This is a genomic window from Agrobacterium tumefaciens, assembly GCF_013337285.1.
Lineage (GTDB): Bacteria > Pseudomonadota > Alphaproteobacteria > Rhizobiales > Rhizobiaceae > Agrobacterium > Agrobacterium burrii.
Window position 1 is genome coordinate 323,614 of the sequence record NZ_SUPW01000002.1, and the last position, 18,866, is coordinate 342,479.

Annotated in this window: 19 protein-coding genes; 12 read left to right on the plus strand and 7 right to left on the minus strand. The window is 58.4% G+C overall.

All coding sequences use genetic code 11. The annotated features are described in order from the left end of the window. The first annotated feature begins 45 nt into the window (after positions 1 to 45). Entirely contained in the window at positions 46 to 954 is a 909-nt protein-coding gene (locus tag FCH38_RS07405; RefSeq protein WP_174373370.1) for an extensin family protein, read from the plus strand. Between the two features lie 70 nt (positions 955 to 1,024). Here FCH38_RS07405 and FCH38_RS07410 read toward each other — a convergent pair whose 3' ends face one another. After that, positions 1,025 to 3,265, minus strand: coding sequence for a TonB-dependent hemoglobin/transferrin/lactoferrin family receptor (locus FCH38_RS07410; RefSeq protein ID WP_174373371.1), 2,241 nt, complete (start codon positions 3,263 to 3,265; stop codon positions 1,025 to 1,027). A gap of 354 nt (positions 3,266 to 3,619) precedes the next feature. On the opposite strand from FCH38_RS07410, the gene FCH38_RS07415 reads away from it, so the two are divergent. After that, a complete protein-coding gene (locus tag FCH38_RS07415; protein WP_149899996.1) occupies positions 3,620 to 4,141 on the plus strand; it encodes a TIGR00645 family protein in 522 nt (173 codons plus the stop codon). Between the two features lie 100 nt (positions 4,142 to 4,241). Next, positions 4,242 to 4,958 (plus strand): helix-turn-helix transcriptional regulator, encoded by a 717-nt coding sequence (locus FCH38_RS07420; protein ID WP_153514931.1) that lies wholly within the window; start codon positions 4,242 to 4,244, stop codon positions 4,956 to 4,958. Positions 4,959 to 4,984: 26 nt separating this feature from the next. On the opposite strand, the gene FCH38_RS07425 is transcribed toward FCH38_RS07420, so the two are convergent. The 3 genes from FCH38_RS07425 to FCH38_RS07435 form a co-directional block, all read right to left on the minus strand. Beyond that, positions 4,985 to 6,142 (minus strand): DUF2333 family protein, encoded by a 1,158-nt coding sequence (locus tag FCH38_RS07425; RefSeq protein WP_153514932.1) that lies wholly within the window; start codon positions 6,140 to 6,142, stop codon positions 4,985 to 4,987. A gap of 241 nt (positions 6,143 to 6,383) precedes the next feature. Further along, entirely contained in the window at positions 6,384 to 6,836 is a 453-nt protein-coding gene (locus tag FCH38_RS07430; RefSeq protein WP_149899999.1) for a pseudoazurin, read from the minus strand. A gap of 177 nt (positions 6,837 to 7,013) precedes the next feature. Continuing rightward, the gene (locus FCH38_RS07435; RefSeq protein WP_149900000.1) at positions 7,014 to 7,595 is read right to left on the minus strand and encodes a thymidine kinase; all 582 of its coding nucleotides are present in this window, start codon (positions 7,593 to 7,595) and stop codon (positions 7,014 to 7,016) included. Between the two features lie 385 nt (positions 7,596 to 7,980). On the opposite strand from FCH38_RS07435, the gene FCH38_RS07440 reads away from it, so the two are divergent. From FCH38_RS07440 to FCH38_RS07455, 4 genes are all read left to right on the plus strand, one after another. After that, positions 7,981 to 8,883 (plus strand): choline ABC transporter substrate-binding protein, encoded by a 903-nt coding sequence (locus tag FCH38_RS07440; RefSeq protein WP_369809539.1) that lies wholly within the window; start codon positions 7,981 to 7,983, stop codon positions 8,881 to 8,883. 187 nt (positions 8,884 to 9,070) lie between these two features. Next, positions 9,071 to 9,922 (plus strand): choline ABC transporter permease subunit, encoded by an 852-nt coding sequence (choW, locus tag FCH38_RS07445; protein WP_149900002.1) that lies wholly within the window; start codon positions 9,071 to 9,073, stop codon positions 9,920 to 9,922. After that, on the plus strand, positions 9,919 to 10,965 hold the full coding sequence (gene choV, locus FCH38_RS07450) for a choline ABC transporter ATP-binding protein (RefSeq protein WP_149900003.1): 1,047 nt from the start codon (positions 9,919 to 9,921) through the stop codon (positions 10,963 to 10,965). Before choW ends, choV begins: the two co-directional genes overlap by 4 nt. Before the next feature lie 544 nt (positions 10,966 to 11,509). Next, positions 11,510 to 11,833, plus strand: coding sequence for an ArsR/SmtB family transcription factor (locus tag FCH38_RS07455; protein WP_046797913.1), 324 nt, complete (start codon positions 11,510 to 11,512; stop codon positions 11,831 to 11,833). Between the two features lie 140 nt (positions 11,834 to 11,973). Here the strand turns inward: FCH38_RS07455 and FCH38_RS07460 are convergent, their stop codons facing one another. After that, complete coding sequence (locus FCH38_RS07460) at positions 11,974 to 13,149, minus strand: DUF3095 domain-containing protein (RefSeq protein WP_174373372.1); 1,176 nt, start codon at positions 13,147 to 13,149, stop codon at positions 11,974 to 11,976. 286 nt (positions 13,150 to 13,435) lie between these two features. Here FCH38_RS07460 and FCH38_RS07465 point away from each other — a divergent pair, with 286 nt between their 5' ends. The 4 genes from FCH38_RS07465 (at position 13,436) to queF (ending at position 16,551) form a co-directional block, all read left to right on the plus strand. Then, complete coding sequence (locus tag FCH38_RS07465) at positions 13,436 to 14,542, plus strand: branched-chain amino acid ABC transporter substrate-binding protein (protein ID WP_149900005.1); 1,107 nt, start codon at positions 13,436 to 13,438, stop codon at positions 14,540 to 14,542. Positions 14,543 to 14,610: 68 nt separating this feature from the next. Then, positions 14,611 to 15,012 (plus strand): glyoxalase superfamily protein, encoded by a 402-nt coding sequence (locus FCH38_RS07470; RefSeq protein ID WP_174373373.1) that lies wholly within the window; start codon positions 14,611 to 14,613, stop codon positions 15,010 to 15,012. 154 nt (positions 15,013 to 15,166) lie between these two features. Continuing rightward, positions 15,167 to 16,069 carry a cation diffusion facilitator family transporter gene (locus tag FCH38_RS07475; RefSeq protein WP_174373649.1) on the plus strand — a complete coding sequence of 301 codons (903 nt, stop codon included), beginning with the start codon at positions 15,167 to 15,169 and terminating at the stop codon, positions 16,067 to 16,069. Positions 16,070 to 16,086: 17 nt separating this feature from the next. Then, positions 16,087 to 16,551: a preQ(1) synthase gene (gene queF, locus FCH38_RS07480; protein ID WP_149900007.1), complete on the plus strand. Its 465-nt coding sequence runs from the start codon at positions 16,087 to 16,089 to the stop codon at positions 16,549 to 16,551. A gap of 25 nt (positions 16,552 to 16,576) precedes the next feature. Here the strand turns inward: queF and FCH38_RS07485 are convergent, their stop codons facing one another. Then, the gene (locus tag FCH38_RS07485) at positions 16,577 to 17,326 is read right to left on the minus strand and encodes a DUF2076 domain-containing protein (RefSeq protein WP_174373374.1); all 750 of its coding nucleotides are present in this window, start codon (positions 17,324 to 17,326) and stop codon (positions 16,577 to 16,579) included. 100 nt (positions 17,327 to 17,426) lie between these two features. After that, positions 17,427 to 18,017 (minus strand): HupE/UreJ family protein, encoded by a 591-nt coding sequence (locus FCH38_RS07490; RefSeq protein WP_153514941.1) that lies wholly within the window; start codon positions 18,015 to 18,017, stop codon positions 17,427 to 17,429. A 232-nt stretch (positions 18,018 to 18,249) separates the two neighbouring features. Here FCH38_RS07490 and FCH38_RS07495 point away from each other — a divergent pair, with 232 nt between their 5' ends. After that, complete coding sequence (locus tag FCH38_RS07495) at positions 18,250 to 18,831, plus strand: ATP-dependent Clp protease proteolytic subunit (RefSeq protein ID WP_046797919.1); 582 nt, start codon at positions 18,250 to 18,252, stop codon at positions 18,829 to 18,831. Positions 18,832 to 18,866 lie beyond the last annotated feature (35 nt).

Sequence of the window (18,866 nt, forward strand, 5' to 3'; positions counted from 1 at the left end):
TGCTGCGTTGCTCTCCTGCCGAAACGGTCAGGAGTGCCCCATAAAATGCTTCATCGCCTGTGTCTTCTGGTAACCAGCCTCGCATTGATTTCCGCCTCCGAACCGCCGGCACAGGTGCCGGTGCCACAGCCTAAACCGGGTGAGGCGCAATCCTCCACCCCCTCGGAAAAACCCGCCGACGAAAAGGCGAAAGATCCGGTGGAAGCGCCGAAACCGGTCCCGAAGCCGCAGGTTCCGGAAGAGCAGAAACCAGATGGTGAGAAGACACCCGCTGATAAGGGTTCCGATGATGCAAAGGGGAAAAGTGAGGGCAAGAACGGCGGAGAACAACAGAAACCGGCTGACGAAGCAGCAAAACCGGAAGAAAAACCGCCGGAGCCGGTAAAGCCGGAAGACCCGGCGGCACTTGAGGCCTGCCTTGGCGCGCTGAAGGAAATCGGCGCGGAATTCAAGAAGCTTGAACCGATCCGGGACGAGGAACAGGGCTGTGGTATTGAAGCGCCGATTGAGCTTTCCGTGGTTCTGCCCGGCATCAAGCTTGAACCTTCAGGCACCATGCGCTGCGAAACCGCGCTTGCTCTATCGCGCTGGACAAAGGAAATGATGCTGCCGGCGGCGGCGATCGCTCTTCCGGAGAGAAAGGTCACGTCGATCGCCAACGCCTCGACCTATATCTGCCGCAACCGCAACAGTGCCGAAACGGGCAAGATTTCCGAGCATGCCAAGGGTAATGCGGTGGATATTTCCACCATCGCCTTTGATAAGGGCGACCCGCTGGTGATGAAACCGCGCGGCGAGGATGGAACGCCGGAAGGCGCCTTCCAGCGCACGATTACGGCCGCCGCCTGCCTGTTCTTCCGCACCGTTCTTTCCCCCGGCAGCGATGCCACCCATCAGGACCACCTGCATCTCGACGTGCTGGAGCGAAAGGGTGGTTATCTCTATTGCCGCTGACAAAAAAGGGGCGACCCGTAGGCCGCCCCGACTGGAGATGATGTTCTGGAGATGATGTTTCTGCCCGGTTTTAGAATTTCTGGGTCAGGGAGATTTTGAAGGTGCGTCCGGCTTCCGTATAGAAGTCGACGGGCTGGTTCACGGAGCTGACGGCGTTGGGATTAACGTCGCGAACGCCGACCGCATTCCAGTATTGCCTGTCGAACAGGTTGTAGACGCCGGCCTGAATGCGCAGGCCCTTCGTCTGTTCAGGCTCCCACCATCCGGTCAGGTTGAAGATACCGTAACCGGGTGCGTCAAAGGTGGTCGCCACCTTGTCGTCACGCATTCCGGAGGAGAAGATGCCGGTGAATTCCGTGCCCCAGGTTTCCTGCGCGTAGCCGACGCCGACGACGGATTTGAACGGCGCGACCGTGCGAATGAACTCATTCGTGTCGGTGTCCTTGCCATAGGCATAAGCGAGCGAGGCATGGGCGAAGAAGCCGTTCGCGAGTTCCTTGCGGACCTTGGCTTCCACACCGGAAATTTCGACATTGTTGCGGTTGCGATAGGTGAAGAGCGAGCCGTTGCCCCTGCCGCCGAAACCGGGGAAGAGGGTGGTCGATGTCGTGTATTGCTCGATGAAGTTCTTGTATTTGTTGTGGAACAGCGTCAGGCCGCCTGTCAGGTCGCCGGAGGCATAGTTTGCGCCGATCTCAAAACCATTGCTGGTTTCAGGGTTGAGGGCGGAGTTACCCACCACCGCGTAACCGGAACTGATATTCGAGAAGTTCAGGTACAATTCATTGATTGTCGGCGCACGATAGGCCATCGACCATTGTGCGAAGAGCTGCAGTTCCGGCGTCACGTCATAGGTGGCAAGCAGTTTTGGCGAGAAGCGCGAGCCGCTGTTGCCGCTTGGCAGGCCGAAGGTGTTGTAGCCGCTGTTGCTGGATACCGAACCATCCGGATCGTAATCATAGGAATCGAAGCGCAAACCGGGGGTAAGACGGAAGCCGTTGCCAAACGCGATTTCGTCATCGAGATAAAGACCGAGGCTCTTGCCGCTCACGTCAGGCATGTCGGACTGCGACGAGGAGGTCGAACCGGCCGTGTTGGCGAAAAGCTCCTGGCTGAAATCGGTCGTCATGGCGTTGCCGCCGAAACGGACCGTGTGCTGCACACCGCCGAGTTCGAAACCGGATTCAAGGCCGCCGACGATGCCAAATGCGCTGTTGCGCATGCTGTCTTCGCGGATATAGAGCGAATTATTGGTCAGTCGGTCGCCAGCGCCGGATTCCTTGGAAAGACGCGTCCAGTAAAGCGACAGATTGGCGGCATCGATCAGGCCGTCGGTCGAAGGCGCTTCGTATTCGTAATCCAGCGATACGCGGTCGCGCTCGGTGTCCTCGTAGCCCCTATAGTCGCCGATGCGGTAGGTCGATCCCGAAACGCTGACACCCTGCAGGGTCTTCATGTCGCTGCGGTTTCTCAGCGAATAACGCTCGGCTGTCAGGCTGATGCGATGGCCGCCTTCAAGATCCTGACGGATCTTGAACATCAGGTTGCTTTCATAGGTGTCGGCCGGGTTGGGCTTGGTGCGGCGCGTTCCGTAGATATCGGCCGTGCCCTTGTTGTCCGTTTCGTTGCCGCGCTTGTAAGAACCCTGGAACAGAACCGAGGTGTTCTCGATCTTCTTGGCCACGGCGAGCGATCCGCCGACGCTTCTGTCTTCGCTGTCATAGGTGGTTTTGGCAACGCCGCCCCAATCCTTGCCTTCGCCGATCAGATCTTCCGGCTCGAGTGTGCGCAGCACGAGCGCGCCGCCAAGAGCGCCGGAGCCGATACGGCTGGAATCCGCACCGCGCACCACGTCAACCGTGGAGAGCGACGAAAAATCGAAACTCGAATTCGTATCGCTGAGCGTGGTGGTGGCCTGCCCCTGGCGGGCGAAATTGTTGAAGTAGGGAACGGGAATATTGTCAATCAGCGTTACGACGCGAGCGCCACCGAGGCCTCGAATGAACAATCCGCCGGGTCGGCCGGGCTTGGAATCCACATAATCGACGCCCGGCTCGGTCGAGTTTCCGAGATCCTTGATGCTGCCGATGTCTTTCTTCCTGATCTCTTCCGCCGTCGTCTGGCTTGCCAGCGGCGTATCGGCGGCGGCGTTTACGCTTTTGACGCGCTTGCCCTTGACCACGATCTTTTCAAGCGTCGTCGTGTCGTTCGCCTGCGAAGCGGCATCCTGCGCCCGTGCGGGGCCGGCAAGCGGCAGAAGAGACATGGCAGTGCACAGAAGCAGCGCGGAATGCGTGCGCGAGATGGACATTAATTACCCCCGGTAGGCGCGCGAATAGACACGGCGCGCAAAAACGCGCCGCACTTGTGCGCGGCTGAAAATGTTCTGAATTGTTACGGGCGAGCCGATAAGCGAGGACTAGAAAACATGATGATAACTGTCAACATATTATATATGACTTTTCGCATCATGTTTTAAAGCATAACGGTATGTTGCAGAAATGTTACGGGCTGTAGTGGCGTCTTCCAGACGCCGAATGCGGCAAAAAACGCCACGATGCCGCCAAAGTCCCGACATTGCCGCTTGCTAGGATATTCGCAGCCAGTTTACATGGCGAAAGAAAGCATGCTCCAACAGTAAACAGATTATTTATCGGATACGGAAATGAAGTCTCTTGAACTGCTCGTCGAGCGGATCATCCTCTCCAGCCGCTGGCTGCTCGTCGTCTTTTATCTCGGGCTTGTCGCGGCGCTGGCGGTTTATGCGTTTTCCTTCGCGCTCAAGTTCCTGAAGGTTGCAAAAAACGTCTTTATTTACGACGAGTCGGATATGATCCTCGCCATGCTTGGCTTGATCGATGCGGCGCTGGTCGCCAGCCTGATCGTCATGGTGATGATTTCCGGTTACGAGAATTTCGTCAGCCGCTTTGATAATGCGGATGCCGAGGTTTCGTTTCTGGGCAAGCTCGACGCCGGCAGTCTGAAGATCAAGGTCGCATCGTCGATCGTGGCGATTTCGTCCATCCACCTGCTGCAGATATTCCTCAACGCCAACCAATATTCGGACAGCAAGCTGATGTGGTTCACCATCATCCATCTGGCTTTTGTCGTCTCGGCGGTTATGCTCGGTTTTCTGGAAAAACTGATGGCCAAGCCGAAGGACAAGTCCGAAAACCCAGCGCTTTAATCCAGGTGGTCCGCCCGTCATGAAGGTCGCAACCGTCTTCGCCCCAGCTGTCTGTTTCTCACATTGGGGTATTTTGCGCCCATCGGGTGGCGGTGGCTGAATGTCGAAAACGGAGCGCCAGGCCAGACTTTGCCGTGACCTGTCGGCCGCCGCCGACAGGCAGCAATGGCTGATGGCGCTGCAAGAGGTAATGCGCGCGTTCGGCTATGCGCATGTGACGCTGATGAAATTACCCGGCGGCAGCAATGCCTATGCCTTGCCAACGGTTGTGGAAAGCAGCCTGCCGGTCTGGGTTGTGAATGCGATGACCGCGAATGGTGCACTTGGCGAGTGTCCCGTTATCAAGCGTGGCGCCTCATCGATGATGCCGCAATACTGGTCTCTGGAAGATGCCGATATTGCCTGCGGAACGCTGGCGGAAGCGGGGGCATCGCTTGGCAGCATCGGCATCACCTCCGGGCTCATGGTGCCGGTCAGCGGCATGAGCGGAAACCGGCATCTGATGAATTTTGCGGGTGATCGCGATGCCCTGTCGCAGGCGTCGCTGAATGAACTGGGCATGATCGTGCTGCATGCTCTGGAGGTCTATGATCGCCTTTGCCGCATCGGCTCGAAAAGCCCGTCACCCTTGACGAAACGCGAACTTGACGTGGTGCGCTGGACTGCGCAGGGCAAGACTTCCGTGGAGATCGCCGAGCTTCTCTCCATCTCGGAGCACACCGTCAATACCTATATGAATAACGCGATGCGCAAGCTCGACTGCGTCAACCGCACGCAGCTGGTGGCAAAGACCATACGTCAGCGCCTGATAGACTGAGCCGGCCGCAAAAGCCGGCTCCATTGTCAGCGGTCGAGAACGGAGCGAAGCTCGACGAGGTTGGAACGAACCCGCAGCACGTAAAATCCCATGGTGGCAAGATGCGACGGCATGATCCAGCCGCTTTCGTCGCCATTGGAAATGATCGCCGGCTGAATGCGAAGGGCGGCGCGGGTCTGTGTCAGCGTGTCGTTCCAGAGATTGGTCAGGTTGCGTTCGCGAATGACCTGCGCGAAATCCGATCCGGCGGCGGACAATATGCCGTAATAACCGTAGAGCTGGCCATAGGCGAACCAGAAACGGTCGTCGGCACGGGTGTCGAACCAGCCGCCATTATAGTTTTCCGAACGCTCGCGCAGAATAGCCGATGTGGAACCGATATCGCCGGCAATGCGGTCGATGAACTGGATGAGGTTGTCGGCGCGGGTATCGAAGACGGCCTTACAGGCGGTCAGTTCGCCGTTGAAAGCCTGGAAGCTGCGGATGGCGGCGCGGTAATAGCTGGGCGTTGGCGTCTTCGGGCCGAAGGGGTCGAGGCCGAAATACCAGGAATATTCGCTGAACTGCATGTTGCCACGCGCTTCCTGGAGATTGTTGTTGATACCAGAGGTTCCGCGCACGCGGCCAAGCGTATCCACCAGTTCCACCGAGGTACGGCGCACGGCCTGGTTCACGCCGCGCTGGAAGGACGCCTTGTTGTCCAGAAACGGCGTGCTGTCCCAGTCCATGCCGAAGAGGCCGAGACGGTAGAGCAGCATGGAGGAAATCCACGCATTCTGGTTGACGTTGAAGTCGGTGAGATCGATGGCGGCGTCGACGATGGCTGAACGCTGGCACACCGGTGCGGATGTGTTTGCGGCAGCGCCAGTCGCGCCGGCGGACGCAGCCGGGGTCGCTACCGGCAGTTCCAGTCCGGGAGAAACCGTTCGCTCCGCCAGCTTGTAGCGCGCCACGTAATCCGGGTCGAAATTGCTCCAGACCTGCGTTTGCCAGACGAAATATCCATAAAAGCCGGCAAGCAGGATGAGAACCAGAGCGATCGGTCCCTTGATGATCCAGTTGCGGTCGCGATACCAGCCATGGGCGGCCATGAAGGGCCACAAAAGCCAGGCGACGACCATGCCGGCGGCCTTGCCAATGGCGTTGAAGGCTGCCTGAATCAATGCGGTGATCCGGTCGATCATGTCGTCATAGTCTCCTCTGCCCGTGGGGCTGGACGCCGGAAGAAAAATCCGCGGTTCAATCGGGCGCCCTTCGGCGCTTCGGAAAAACCACGGTCATTTACTGTCTTCCAGATATGTCCCGGTCAACCGGGATACAACATGATTGCGAAACTTTTCTCAACCTGCGGTCCGCGTCGGCTGTCCGGTAGGCTAAGATTGCCTGACCGGATACCAGCCGCCGCGAAGCCGCGGGGATAGGCGGTTACAGGCCGAGCTTGGCGATCTCGGCGTTCAGACGGTCGCGGGCTTTTTTCGGCAGCTTGCCATTCTTGACGGCATCCAGATTGGCCGGCGGCGCATCGCCCACGACGACCAGCGCTACCATGCCCATACCGAGATGCGGTGTGCATTTGACGACATAGGCGCCTTCCTTGTCGACTGTGACCTTCACCGTCTCGTTCATCTTGCCCTTGAAGTCGGCGACACCTTCGGGGATCATTTCCTTGACAGCTGCCGCATCATGGCCCTTGTCAACGGGGACGAAGGTGATGACGTCACCGACGGCTGCCTTGACGGTTGCCGGTTCGAAGACCATCGCCTGACCGTCGCTGCCCTTGTTGAGCATCTTCACTTCGATTTCAGCCGAGAGGGCGGGAAAGGCGAAAAGGCCTGCGATGATGGCGAGGCTGGCGAATTTGGCAGTTTTGTTCTGCATAATTTTGCTCCTGAGAGAAAGCACATCCACGCGAATGTGTCCCCGTCGTCTTAGCGCAGGAGCAGGGCAGCCATCTTTGCGAAAAATCAAATGCGGCAACCGGACGCAGAGTTAGAGCGTTTCCGCTTTCGTTGAATCGTGGAAACGCTCTGACTTTTCGTTCAGACGCATTTTGCTCTAGCCGCCCTTCACGGTTTCCACCCAGTGGCGGCGGCAGAAGGAAACGTATTTTTCGTTGCCGCCGACATCGATCTGCGCGCCTTCCTTGACGACATTGCCCTCATTGTCGAAACGGGCAACCATCGTCGCCTTGCGGCCGCAATGGCAGATGGTGCGGATTTCGCGAAGTTCGTCGGCAATGGCGAGCAGTTCTTTCGAGGCCGGGAAAAGCTTTCCCTGAAAATCCGTGCGCAGACCGTAGGTCATGACCGGGATGTTCAGCCGGTCGGCAATGCCGGCCAGCTGCCAGACATGGTGTTCCGACAGGAAATTGGCTTCGTCGATGAATACGCAGGCGACCGGGGCTTCGGCGTTGAGGGCCGACACTTCGGCGAAGATATCAGTGCCTTCGTCGAAGGTCCGGGCGTCGGAAGAAAGGCCGATGCGTGATGCGACCCGGCCGGCACCCGCCCGATCGTCAAAGGCGGCCGTGAAGATCAGCGTGCGCATGCCGCGTTCCTGATAGTTATAGGACGCCTGCAGCAGCATGGTCGATTTACCGGCATTCATCGCCGCATAATTGAAATAGAGTTTTGCCATTATCCACTCCCGGAGCGCCTTTGCGTCCTTCAGACGCGTCGCAACCATGCTCCAACTTGTTGAATCGGCGCATTGCGCCTCGCGGAACCGATTCTGATTCCTGAACCGATGCTGCAATCTGCGTCTTTTGACGGCGAAGAAGCGGGTTGAAAAGTGCGGAGATGGAAAAAACACAGATTTCCGCGGCCTACCATTCTCGACATTACACGGCTAAAGACCGACATTTTCACGGTTTTGTCGCAAACGGTGGGCCAAAGCACGCAAATGCACGCGAGTTGATTGTGGCCGGCAGATATTGATAATGGCAAGGGAACGAAAAAAAAGGGAGCAAACGATGTTTGCAAATAGAAGCCGCTGTCTGGCCCTGGCCGCAGCAATCTCCTCCATGACGTTCAGCGCGGCCAATGCCGCCGAGCCGGCAAGTTGCGGTACGGTGCGTTTCTCAGATGTTGGCTGGACCGACATCACGGCCACAACGGCGACCGCCACCGTACTTCTGAAAAGCCTGGGTTATGAAACCGACGTCAAGCTTCTCTCCGTACCCGTTACCTATACATCCCTAAAAAACAAGGACATCGACGTCTTCCTCGGTAACTGGATGCCAACCATGGAAGGCGATATCGCGCCTTACCGCGAAGACAAATCTGTTGAGACGCTGCGTGAAAACCTGACGGGCGCCAAATACACGCTGGCGACCAACGCCAAGGGCGCCGAACTCGGCATCAAGGACTTCAAGGACATCGCCACCCATAGCAAGGACCTCGGCGGCAAGATCTATGGCATCGAGCCGGGCAATGACGGTAATCGTCTGATCCTCGACATGGTGGCCAAGGACAGTTTCGGCCTGAAATCTTTCGAGGTGGTGGAATCCTCCGAACAGGGCATGCTGTCGCAGGTTGCCCGCGCGGAAAAATCCGGCGAGCCGATCGTCTTCCTCGGTTGGGAACCGCATCCGATGAATGCGAATTTCAAGCTGACCTATCTGACCGGCGGCGACGAGGTCTTCGGCCCCAATCTCGGCGGCGCGACGATCCATACCAATGTGCGCAAGGGTTATGTCGAGGAATGCCCGAATGTCGGCGCTTTTCTGAAGAACCTGCAATTTTCCCTGCCCATGGAAAACGAGATCATGGGCAAGATCCTGAATGACGGCCTTGAGGGCGAAGCGGCAGCGACCGCCTGGCTGAAGGCCAATCCGGCAGCGATCGAGCCCTGGCTCGCCAACGTCAAGACCAAGGACGGCAGTGCCGACGCCTTGCCCGCCGCCAAGAAGGCACTGGGCCTTTAACGCATGACCATGCATGACTGCGTCCGGCCTGTTCGACAGGCCGGATTGCAGCAAGAAATAACGATGCCCATGCGTGACCCCAGCTCGCGAGTTTCGTCGCATCGCGGGTCGCGCGCCAGCACCGCGTCCGGCAGTTTTGATGCCGGCCGTCGTTTCTGCATTTGTTCACGAAAGGTATTTTCTTACCGTGGAATGGCTCAGCGCTCCTGAAAACCGCCTGCCTGTCGGCCGATATGCCAAGGAGGCCATCGATTGGCTGACCGGCAATCTCGCCTTTTTCTTCGATTGGCTTTCTTTCATCTTCCAAAGCGTCATCAACGCCCTGCTTTATGTTTTACAGGCGCCGCATCCGCTGATCATCGTCGCGATATTGACGGCGCTTTCGGCCTGGACGCGCCGTTCGGTCGGGATGCCGCTCTTCACGGCGCTCGGCCTGTTGCTCATCATCAATCTCGGTTACTGGAAAGCCACGACGGAAACGCTGGCGCTGGTGATGGCCGCGAGCGCCGTGTGCATGATCATCGGCATACCGCTCGGCATATTGGCGGCACGGCGCAAATGGATCTATGCCGGCATGCGCCCGGTGCTGGACCTGATGCAGACTATCCCGACCTTCGTCTATCTTATCCCGGCGCTGGTGCTTTTCGGCCTCGGCATGGTTCCCGGTCTCATCGCCACCGTCATCTTCGCCATTCCGGCTCCGGTGCGACTTACCCGCCTCGGCATCGTCTCGACGCCGCCGGCGCTGGTGGAGGCGGCGGTTGCCTTCGGTGCGACGCCGTCTCAGGTTCTGCGCAAGGTGGAGCTTCCCTTCGCCGCGCCGCAGATCATGGCGGGTCTGACCCAGACGATCATGCTGTCGCTGTCGATGGTGGTTATCTCCGCTCTCGTCGGCGCTAATGGGCTTGGTGTTCCGGTGGTGCGCGCGCTCAACACCGTCAACATCTCCATGGGCTTCGAGGCGGGACTGTGCATCGTCATACTGGCGATCGTTCTCGACCGGCTTTTCCGACTTCCCGGTGCGGAGGATGACCTATGAGCGACGCCATCATCTTTGGAAATGTCGATATCGTTTTTGGTGACCGGCCCGATGCCGCCCTGCCGATGATCGACAAAGGCAGTACCCGTGACGAGATCAATAGCGAGACCGGGCTGGTGCTCGGTGTCGCCAATGCTTCGCTTTCGGTGAAAGAAGGCGAGATCCTCGTGCTCATGGGGCTTTCCGGTTCCGGTAAATCGACCCTGCTTCGGGCCGTCAACGGGCTTGCGCCCGTGGTTCGCGGCAATGTCGGGGTGAAGACCAAGTCCGGTTATGTCGATCCCTATCGCTGCCCGGCGAAGGCGCTGCGCGACCTGCGCACGCATACGGTTTCGATGGTGTTCCAGCAATTCGGTCTTCTGCCCTGGCGCAATGTGGCCGACAATGTCGGCTTCGGGCTTGAGCTTTCCGGCACCCCGGAGGCAGAACGCAAACGCATGGTGGCCGAGCAGCTGGAGCTGGTGAACCTGTCTGCCTGGGCCAACCGCAAGGTGGGGGAACTTTCCGGCGGCATGCAGCAGCGTGTGGGGCTGGCGCGGGCCTTCGCCACCGGAGCGCCGATTCTCTTGATGGACGAGCCGTTTTCGGCGCTCGATCCCCTCATCAGAAGCCGTTTGCAGGACGAGCTTCTGGAATTCCAGAGCCGGCTGAAGAAGACCATTCTCTTCGTCAGTCACGATCTGGACGAGGCGTTCCGCATCGGCAACCGCATCGCCATGATGGAAGGCGGGCGCATTATCCAGTGCGGTACGCCGCAGCAGATCGTCAAGCAGCCGGCGACGCAATATGTCGCTGACTTCGTGCAGAACATGAACCCGATCTCGATGCTGACCGCCGCCGACGTGATGAAACCGGGTGTCGACGAACGAAACGGGCGGCTGACCGTGGCGGCTACTGCCCGTCCGTCATCGCCGTTGATCGATATTCTCGATGCGCTTGCGAAACATTCGGGCGCGATCGGCGTCGTCGACAATGGCGCCATCATAGGCACGATTTCCGCAGATGAGATCGTGACCGGGCTGACCCGGCACCGAAAAAAATAATATTTTTTTCTGCGAGAAAAGCATAAAGGGCCTTCAGCAATGGATGGCCCTTTATGCTTTTAAAGGAATCCCTGCGACGCAAGTTATACCTTCCCATGGTAGCAAAGAATATTTTTGATATCATAAGTTATGCATTAAAATAATTACTAATAAAAATCATATTGCAAATTTCGAGAAAATTGCGCAAAGTTAATCTAGATTCTGTAGCCCGTTGCTAAATTTAAGGTGGTATAAGATTGAAGCCTCAAAACCGGGCACTGGTCGTCAAGATTTATACGCTCAAATTTTGATCGTTTACTGCTTATAAATACTACTGCTAATACATAAGGTTATTGCTAAATTGATAAAAATCAGGCAAAAATATTATAATTTAGTCGCGATGTCTTAAGTAAATAAATGATCAAGAATAGTCTTTGAAAGGGACACGATATAAGCAAGATTTAGGTATATACAACGTATCCGCCGAATTATAAAAACTTCTTTTGGAACACCTATTATAGCCACCATGACGGTCTTTCCGACTGTCATCAGGAGACTTGAGCGTATGGATAACCAATCTCTGTCGGAACATAGCATCGCCGCTGCAGACTTGCTCTCAGCGATGGCGAATCCCAAGCGCCTGATGATCTTATGCACGCTGGTGGATACGGAAGTGCCGGTCGGTGTTCTCGCTTCGCAGGTTGGTCTCAGCCAGTCCGCTCTTTCGCAGCATCTTTCCAAATTGCGTGCGCAACGGCTGGTCAAGACACGACGGGATGCGCAGACCATCTATTATTCCAGCAATTCCGAATCCGTCAAAAAAATCCTCGCCTCCCTCGAGGAAATTTATTGCCAGGTGCAGAAGAGCAGCAGCAAGACCGCCGCTTGATCTCACGGCCATTTTCAGGCCTTCGCGGCAACATATCCGTTGAAACCGGCGCACGACGCCGGTTTTTCGTTTTCAGGTCCTGCGTATGGATCGAAGGGGCCATTCAGGCTAAAGAGATACGCCTCTCACAAGGGCGGGTTTCAGAAGGATTGCGCCGCCTGCATCTGTCGTTTTAGGCGGCTCGACGCAGCCGCATATCCGCCGTCCGCACCGTCCACGAAATGCATGTGATCCCGCGAAAGCGGCGAGGGCACGATGCAGGTCATCAAGGCGGCCTCCTGTTCGTGCAGGCCAAAATAACAGGTTCCGGACAAGCGGGCCTGTTCCAGCCGCGTTTGGATTTTTTCGAGCCGCGCGCTGTCTATGTCCACCGTCATCTTCAGGCCGTCATCGAATTTCCTGAAATCGGTATTGCTGGCCACCGAGCGTCGGTAACGCTCCGCATTGAACCGCCCGAGCGACAGCCCGGTCAGGCCTAGGAGATTGACAAGCAGGCTTTCGCCGAGGATGCGCAGCGAACGGCGCTTCTGCCCCCAGCCATCGTGATAGGCCGCGCCAGCCTTTGCCTCCAGACCGAGGCCTTCTCCAACAAAACCGAGTTTCGGCCCGTCCTCCGGCACAGGGTGGCCATCTCTTGCGTCCTGCGCGGCGAGATCAACGAGATCGACGACCAGTTGCCGGAAGGCGGGCATATCCTGCGACGGTCCCGGCACGGCAATGATCGACACCACCTTGCCATGGGTGGCCGGAATGGGGTTCCAGCGGCATGAGAGGCCGGTGAGATCCGGCCGCTCGCCCGCTGCGGCTGCTGGCAGGGTATATTGCCCATCCTTCATCCGCGCTTCCGCCCAGCTGTTGCCGCCGCCTGAAAACATGGCATAGGACACATCCTCACTTGCCTGAAAGCGGGCTACGCGAATATCGAACCCGTTTGCGCGAATGTCCTCTATGGGGACCAGGGCAACGCGCATCGAAAGGTCGAGGTCGTCCTTCACCCAGCGCTGCACGTTCGAAAGGGCGGTGCCTGCAAGCGGCAGTCCATTTGCCGGCACGGCGACGGCCGCACCATCGCCGCCGAAGACGAAGGGCAGGTCGTGACGGCCAAGACTGTTCGAGACGCCTGATATGACGGCCGCGCCCGCCATGTTGACGGCCTTGTATCTGCCGGCGCCGATCGCCGCCGTCGAATCGACGATATCGGCGATGGCCAGCCCCCATCCCGCCGGCAGGGCGCGGTAAAGCGCCGGGTCTGCCACGTCCTCAAAATGCCGGAAGACGGGAAGGCCCGTCAGAAATGCGTCATCTGCTGCGATCATGCCGGTATTATCCACTTCTGGCGGCCAAACGCCAAGGGTTTACGAAGGGTCGATTATCGGTTCTGATGGCGCAATCATGACGGGCGAGGCGATTGATTTACAGGTAATAGACCTTATCCAACAAAGGTGACTTGCATAAATCATCAAACCTTCCGTATGAGTTGAGATTGAAGGCTCGGAATTCAAACATGGAACGAGTTTTCGCCGGGAGGCGTCCGATAAGTTTCATTCGGTCAACGCCCATGGCGCTCACCGGGTCCGCGACCCCTTTTAAGGAGACACCAGGATGAAACTGAAGACATTGACCAGCGTGACGCTTGCAGCGTCCTTCGCATTCGCACCCCTTGCCCATGCCGAAATCGTCATCGGCCTGATTGCGCCGCTCACCGGTCCCGTCGCCGCCTATGGCGATCAGGTCAAGAACGGCGCCCAGACGGCAGTCAATGAAATCAACAAAAAGGGCGGCATCCTCGGCGAACAGGTCGTGCTGAAGCTGGCCGACGATGGCGGCGAGCCGAAGCAGGGCGTTTCCGCGGCGAACCAGCTCGTTGCCGAAGGCATTCATTTCGTCGTCGGTCCGGTGACGTCTGGCGTCGCCATTCCGGCATCAGATGTCTTTGCCGAAAACGGCGTGCTGATGGTCACTCCCACGGCGACCGCGCCGGGCCTGACCAACCGTGGCCTTTCCAACGTCTTCCGCACCTGCGGTCGTGACGACCAGCAGGCCGAGGTTGCGGCGAAATACGTTCTCGCCAACCTCAAGGACAAGAAGATCGCCGTCATCCATGACAAGGGTGCTTACGGCAAGGGTCTCGCAGATGCCTTCAAGACGACGCTGAATGCCGGCGGCGTTACCGAAGTTCTCTATGACGCGCTGACACCGGGTGAAAAGGATCTCGGCGCGCTGACGGCCCGCCTGAAATCCGAAAATGTCGATATCGTCTATTTCGGCGGTTACCACCCTGAAGCCGGTCTTCTGGTGCGCCAGCTGAAGGACATCGGCTCCAAGGCTGCCGTTATCGGCGGTGACGGCCTGTCGAACAGCGAGTTCTGGAACATCGGCTCGCAGGCTGGCGAAGGCACGATCTTCACCAACGCTTCCGACGCACTGAAGAACGACGACTCCAAGGCCGCAGCCGAAGCGCTGAAGGCCGCCAACATTCCGGCGGAAGCCTTCACCCTCAATGCTTACGCCGCTGTAGAAGTGCTGAAGGCCGGCATCGAGAAGGCCGGAAGCGCCAAGGATGCTGAAGCGGTTACCAAGGCTTTGAAGAGCGGTGATGCTTTCCCGACAGCAATCGGCAAGGTCACCTATGGCGAGAATGGCGACCTGACGTCGCAGACCTTCTCGCTCTTCAAGTGGCAGGACGGCAAGATCGTCGCCGCCGAATAAGTTGACGATACCGGCCGCACCCGTTGCGGCCGGTATTCTTTCGTGGCCTGAAAAAGGGGCAGGTGGGAATGGGCGACGCCGGAAAGCACAGCCTTTCAGAAATCGGTTTCGAACGAACATTCCCGATCGTCAGGATTTTCGACGAAGCCAAGGCGCGGGAATTCTATGTCGATTTTCTTGGTTTCGAGATCGACTGGGAACATCGCTTCGGCGAAAATTTTCCCCTCTACATGCAGGTATCGCGAGCGGGAATGGGGCTGCACCTCAGCGGCCATCACGGCGATGCGACGCCGGGCTCCAACATCTTCGTCACCATGCACGGCGTTCACGCCTATCAACGGGAACTGGTGGCGAAAGACTATCGCTTCCTGAAGCCGGGCGTCGAAGAACTGCCCTGGGGCGATGTGATGGAAGTCATTGATCCCTTCGGCAACCGCATCCGTTTCTGCGAACAGAAAAACGAGGATTGAGGTCCTTGCTGCGACCTTGAGGCTCTTGACCTTGCCTGCGGTTTGAACGATAGAAACCCCAATAGCGAACCGCGCGCACGGAGACCCCGGGCGCGCGGTTCGTGCGTTTTGGCAGTCGGTCATGCAATTCGTTCGCATCCGCACGGGGGCAAAAATGAACAGTGAAGGCAATGCACTGGTAAGGAAGCTCGCATTCTGGGGCATTCCACTTTCTTTCGGCGTGCTGGGCCTCAAGCTTTTGGCATGGTGGGTCACGGGGTCCGTCGCACTTCTGTCTGATGGTCTGGAATCGACCGTCAACGTCGTCGCGGCCTTCATCGCCTACTTCGTCATTCGGTATGCGCAGAAACCTGCCGATGACGACCATCAGTTCGGCCACCACAAGGCGGAATATCTCTCCGCTGTCGTGGAAGGCGTGCTGATCGTCGTTGCTGCGCTCCTGATCGTGCAGGAGGCATGGGGCAGCCTCTTCAATCCGAGGCTGCCGGAAGCGCCGGTTCTCGGTCTTGCCATCAACGCATTTGCAGCGGTCATCAACGCCGTCTGGGCGACGACCCTGATCCGCGTCGGCAGAAAATACGCCTCGCCGGCGCTTGCCGCCGACGGTCATCACATCATGTCCGATGTCGTGACCTCGGCGGGTGTTCTCGTCGGTCTTATTCTGGCGCTTCTGACGGGTTACGCCATTCTCGATCCGCTGCTCGCCATACTGGTTGCCATCAACATCCTGTTTCAGGGATCGAAGGTCATCCTGCATTCGCTTGGCGGGTTGATGGACCGGGCGGTGGAGCCTGAGGAAGACGAGGCGATCAAGAAGGCGATTGCCGAACATTCCGGCGGCGTCATCGGCGTGCATGATCTCCGGACCCGCCGCGCCGGTTCGGCCGCCTTCATCGATTTCCACGTCGTCGTTCCCGCCACGATGACGGTGCGGGAGGCGCATGATATTTGCGACCGCCTTGAAGATGCCATAAGGGAGGTCATACCGGGCGCCAGCCTTGCCATTCACGTCGAGCCGGAAGGCGAAAAGGCGCATGGCGTCAAAGTCATTTTATGAATGAACAGGAGTTTTCCATGTCCGTGACGGATGTTTCCGGCCTGTCGCAGCTGGGCACGAAGGTCGATACGCCTGAAAGCCCGGAAAAGGCCATTCTTGAAAAGGTGCCGAACGGCAATGCCGGCACCGATTATGTTGTGCGCTTCACCGCGCCCGAATTCACCTCGCTTTGCCCGATGACCGGCCAGCCGGACTTCGCCCATATCGTCATCGATTATATCGCCGGCGACTTTCTGGTGGAATCGAAGTCGCTGAAGCTGTTCCTGCAATCCTTCCGCAACCACGGCGCATTCCACGAGGATTGCTCGGTCTATATCGCCAGGCGGCTGGTGGACCTATTGCAGCCGAAATGGCTCAGGATCGGCGCTTACTGGTATCCGCGTGGCGGCATCCCGATCGACGTCTTCTGGCAGACCGGAGCGGTGCCCGAGGGCGTATGGCTGCCGGATCAGGGTGTCCCGACCTATCGCGGTCGCGGCTGATCCGGCTGTTTACATGATTGAAGGCTCAGGCGAACGAACCGTCGTCGCCTGAATCGGAATCCGTATCGTCAGCGCTGTCGTCATAGTCGGCCTGCTGGATATCGTCATCGTCGTTATTTTGCGGGTTGGCGCTGTCGCCGTAATAATTGTTGACGACGGTTTCTTCGACGGGGGCGTTGCCCGCAGGATTGCTCCCGCCAAAGGGTGAACCCAGCCCGAGCGACGACATATGGCTGCCGAAAATGCCGCTGAGCGAATTGGCAAGCAGCATGCCGCCGGCGACACCGGCGGCGGTGCCGAGCGCGCCTTGCAGAAAGCCACCGCCTGAACGCCCGACGGCAGTGGGCTGCTGGCTCCACGGGCCGCCGGGTTGCTGCTGGCCGGTCGGCGATCCCCAGGGGCCAGCCGTCTGGCCGGCGGTATCGTTGCGCCATGAGGTTGGGGCGGCAACCGGGGCTGGCGTCGGTGCGGGTGGCTGCGGTTGTCCTGTGCCGAAGATCGAACTGAGGAACCCGCCCTGTGCGGCTGCCTGCGGGGCGCTATTTCCGCTTTCCAGCGCATGGATGCGGTCTTCGAGCTGCTTGATATGCGCCGCTGCCGCTTCCAGACCCTTTTCCTGAACGATCACCGCCTGGGCGAGATAATAGGGGGCTGCTGGCTGATCGCGCACGGCGTCCGCGATCAATGTTTCCGCCTCGCTGTCGCGTGGGGTGGCGGATGCGGTTCTGGTCCTGTCGAACAGGCCCTTGAGAAGCTGGCTTTCTTCCGGTGACATAGGCTGCCTCCTTACCGTGAAGCGAAAATCCACGATAAGGAGGTAGGCGCAAATTCAGGCTTTTCAAAGCGGCCGGAATTTTAAATTTCGGTAATGATCGTCAGCCGCCGAAAGCAAGTGACAGGCCCGCAATCGCCGTCAATGCACCCACGGTGCGGCTGGCGGCTGAGCCAAAACGGGCAATGCCGAGACCCATAGCGATGCCGGCCAGATGCAGGGTCGCGGTGGCGATCATGAAACCGAGGCCGAATTGCCACGCACCGGCGCTGCCGAGTTCGCCGCCATGGGCGTGGCCGTGGAACAGTGCGAAAGCGCCGACAACGGCCGCTGCCGCTGCCGTGGGGAGCTTTGCCGCTGCGGCAACCAGCAGGCCAAGGCCGATGACGGAGGCGAGAATGGCGGGTTCGACGAAGGGAAGCTCGATACCGTAAACCGCCATCAGAAAACCGATGGCCATGGTGCCGACAAAGGCTGAAGGCACGATCCACAGCGCCTTGCGATCGTTCTGCGCCATTGCGATCTGTGAGGCCCAGATGCCGACGGCCACCATCGCCAGAATGTGGTCTGCGCCGAAGAAGGGGTGGGAGACGCCGGCCATGAAGGAGCCGTGTTCTTCCGGGTTCAGATGGGCGAAGGCGGGCAGCGTGGTAACGCCGAGCGTGGCAGCGGCGAGGCTTAGTCTTTTCAGCATGGTTCCCTCTTTTGATTGTCGCCGCCCGCCTGAGTATCTTGGGGTTCCCCGCAACGGTCGGCACTGCAATGAGGCGCTGACGATATCGCGAAGGCCGAGAGGCTGTCCATGCGTCATCTGCCGGGGGTGCTGTTTATTGTTCAGGCGCGAACCTTGTCTTTTTTGCTCATTGCCTTACGTAACAAGTCGCACTATGTCCGAAGGGCACGAATTACGCTGGAGAGAGCCGTTGATGAACGAAGACGAAGACGACAAGAGCAAGGAACTGCCGATCGGCAAGGAAACGGAAGCGAATCTTTTCAAGTCGCGTTCGATCTTCATCTATGGTGGCATCACACAGGAACTGGCGCAGAAGGTCTGCACGCAGCTGGTCGCCCTTGCCGCCGCCAGCGACGACGATATTCGCGTTTACGTCAATTCGCCGGGCGGTCATGTGGAATCGGGCGATTCCATCCATGACATGATCAAGTTCATCAAGCCGAAGGTCTATATCATCGGTACGGGTTGGGTCGCTTCCGCCGGCGCGCTGATTTATGTTTCGGTGCCGAAAGAACGCCGCCTCTGCCTGCCGAACACCCGCTTCCTGCTGCACCAACCCTCCGGCGGTACGCGCGGCATGGCTTCCGACATCGAAATCCAGGCCCGTGAAATCATCAAGATGAACCAGCGCCTGATCAAGATCTTCTCCAAGGCCACCGGCCAGAGCGAAGAAAAGATCGCCAAGGATATCGATCGCGATTACTGGCTCGGCGCGGATGAAGCCAAGGATTACGGCCTCGTCGGCAAGATCGTCGAGAGCCAGTCGGAACTCTGAGTTTTCTGACTTCCCGTTTTAAGAAGCCCGCGTTG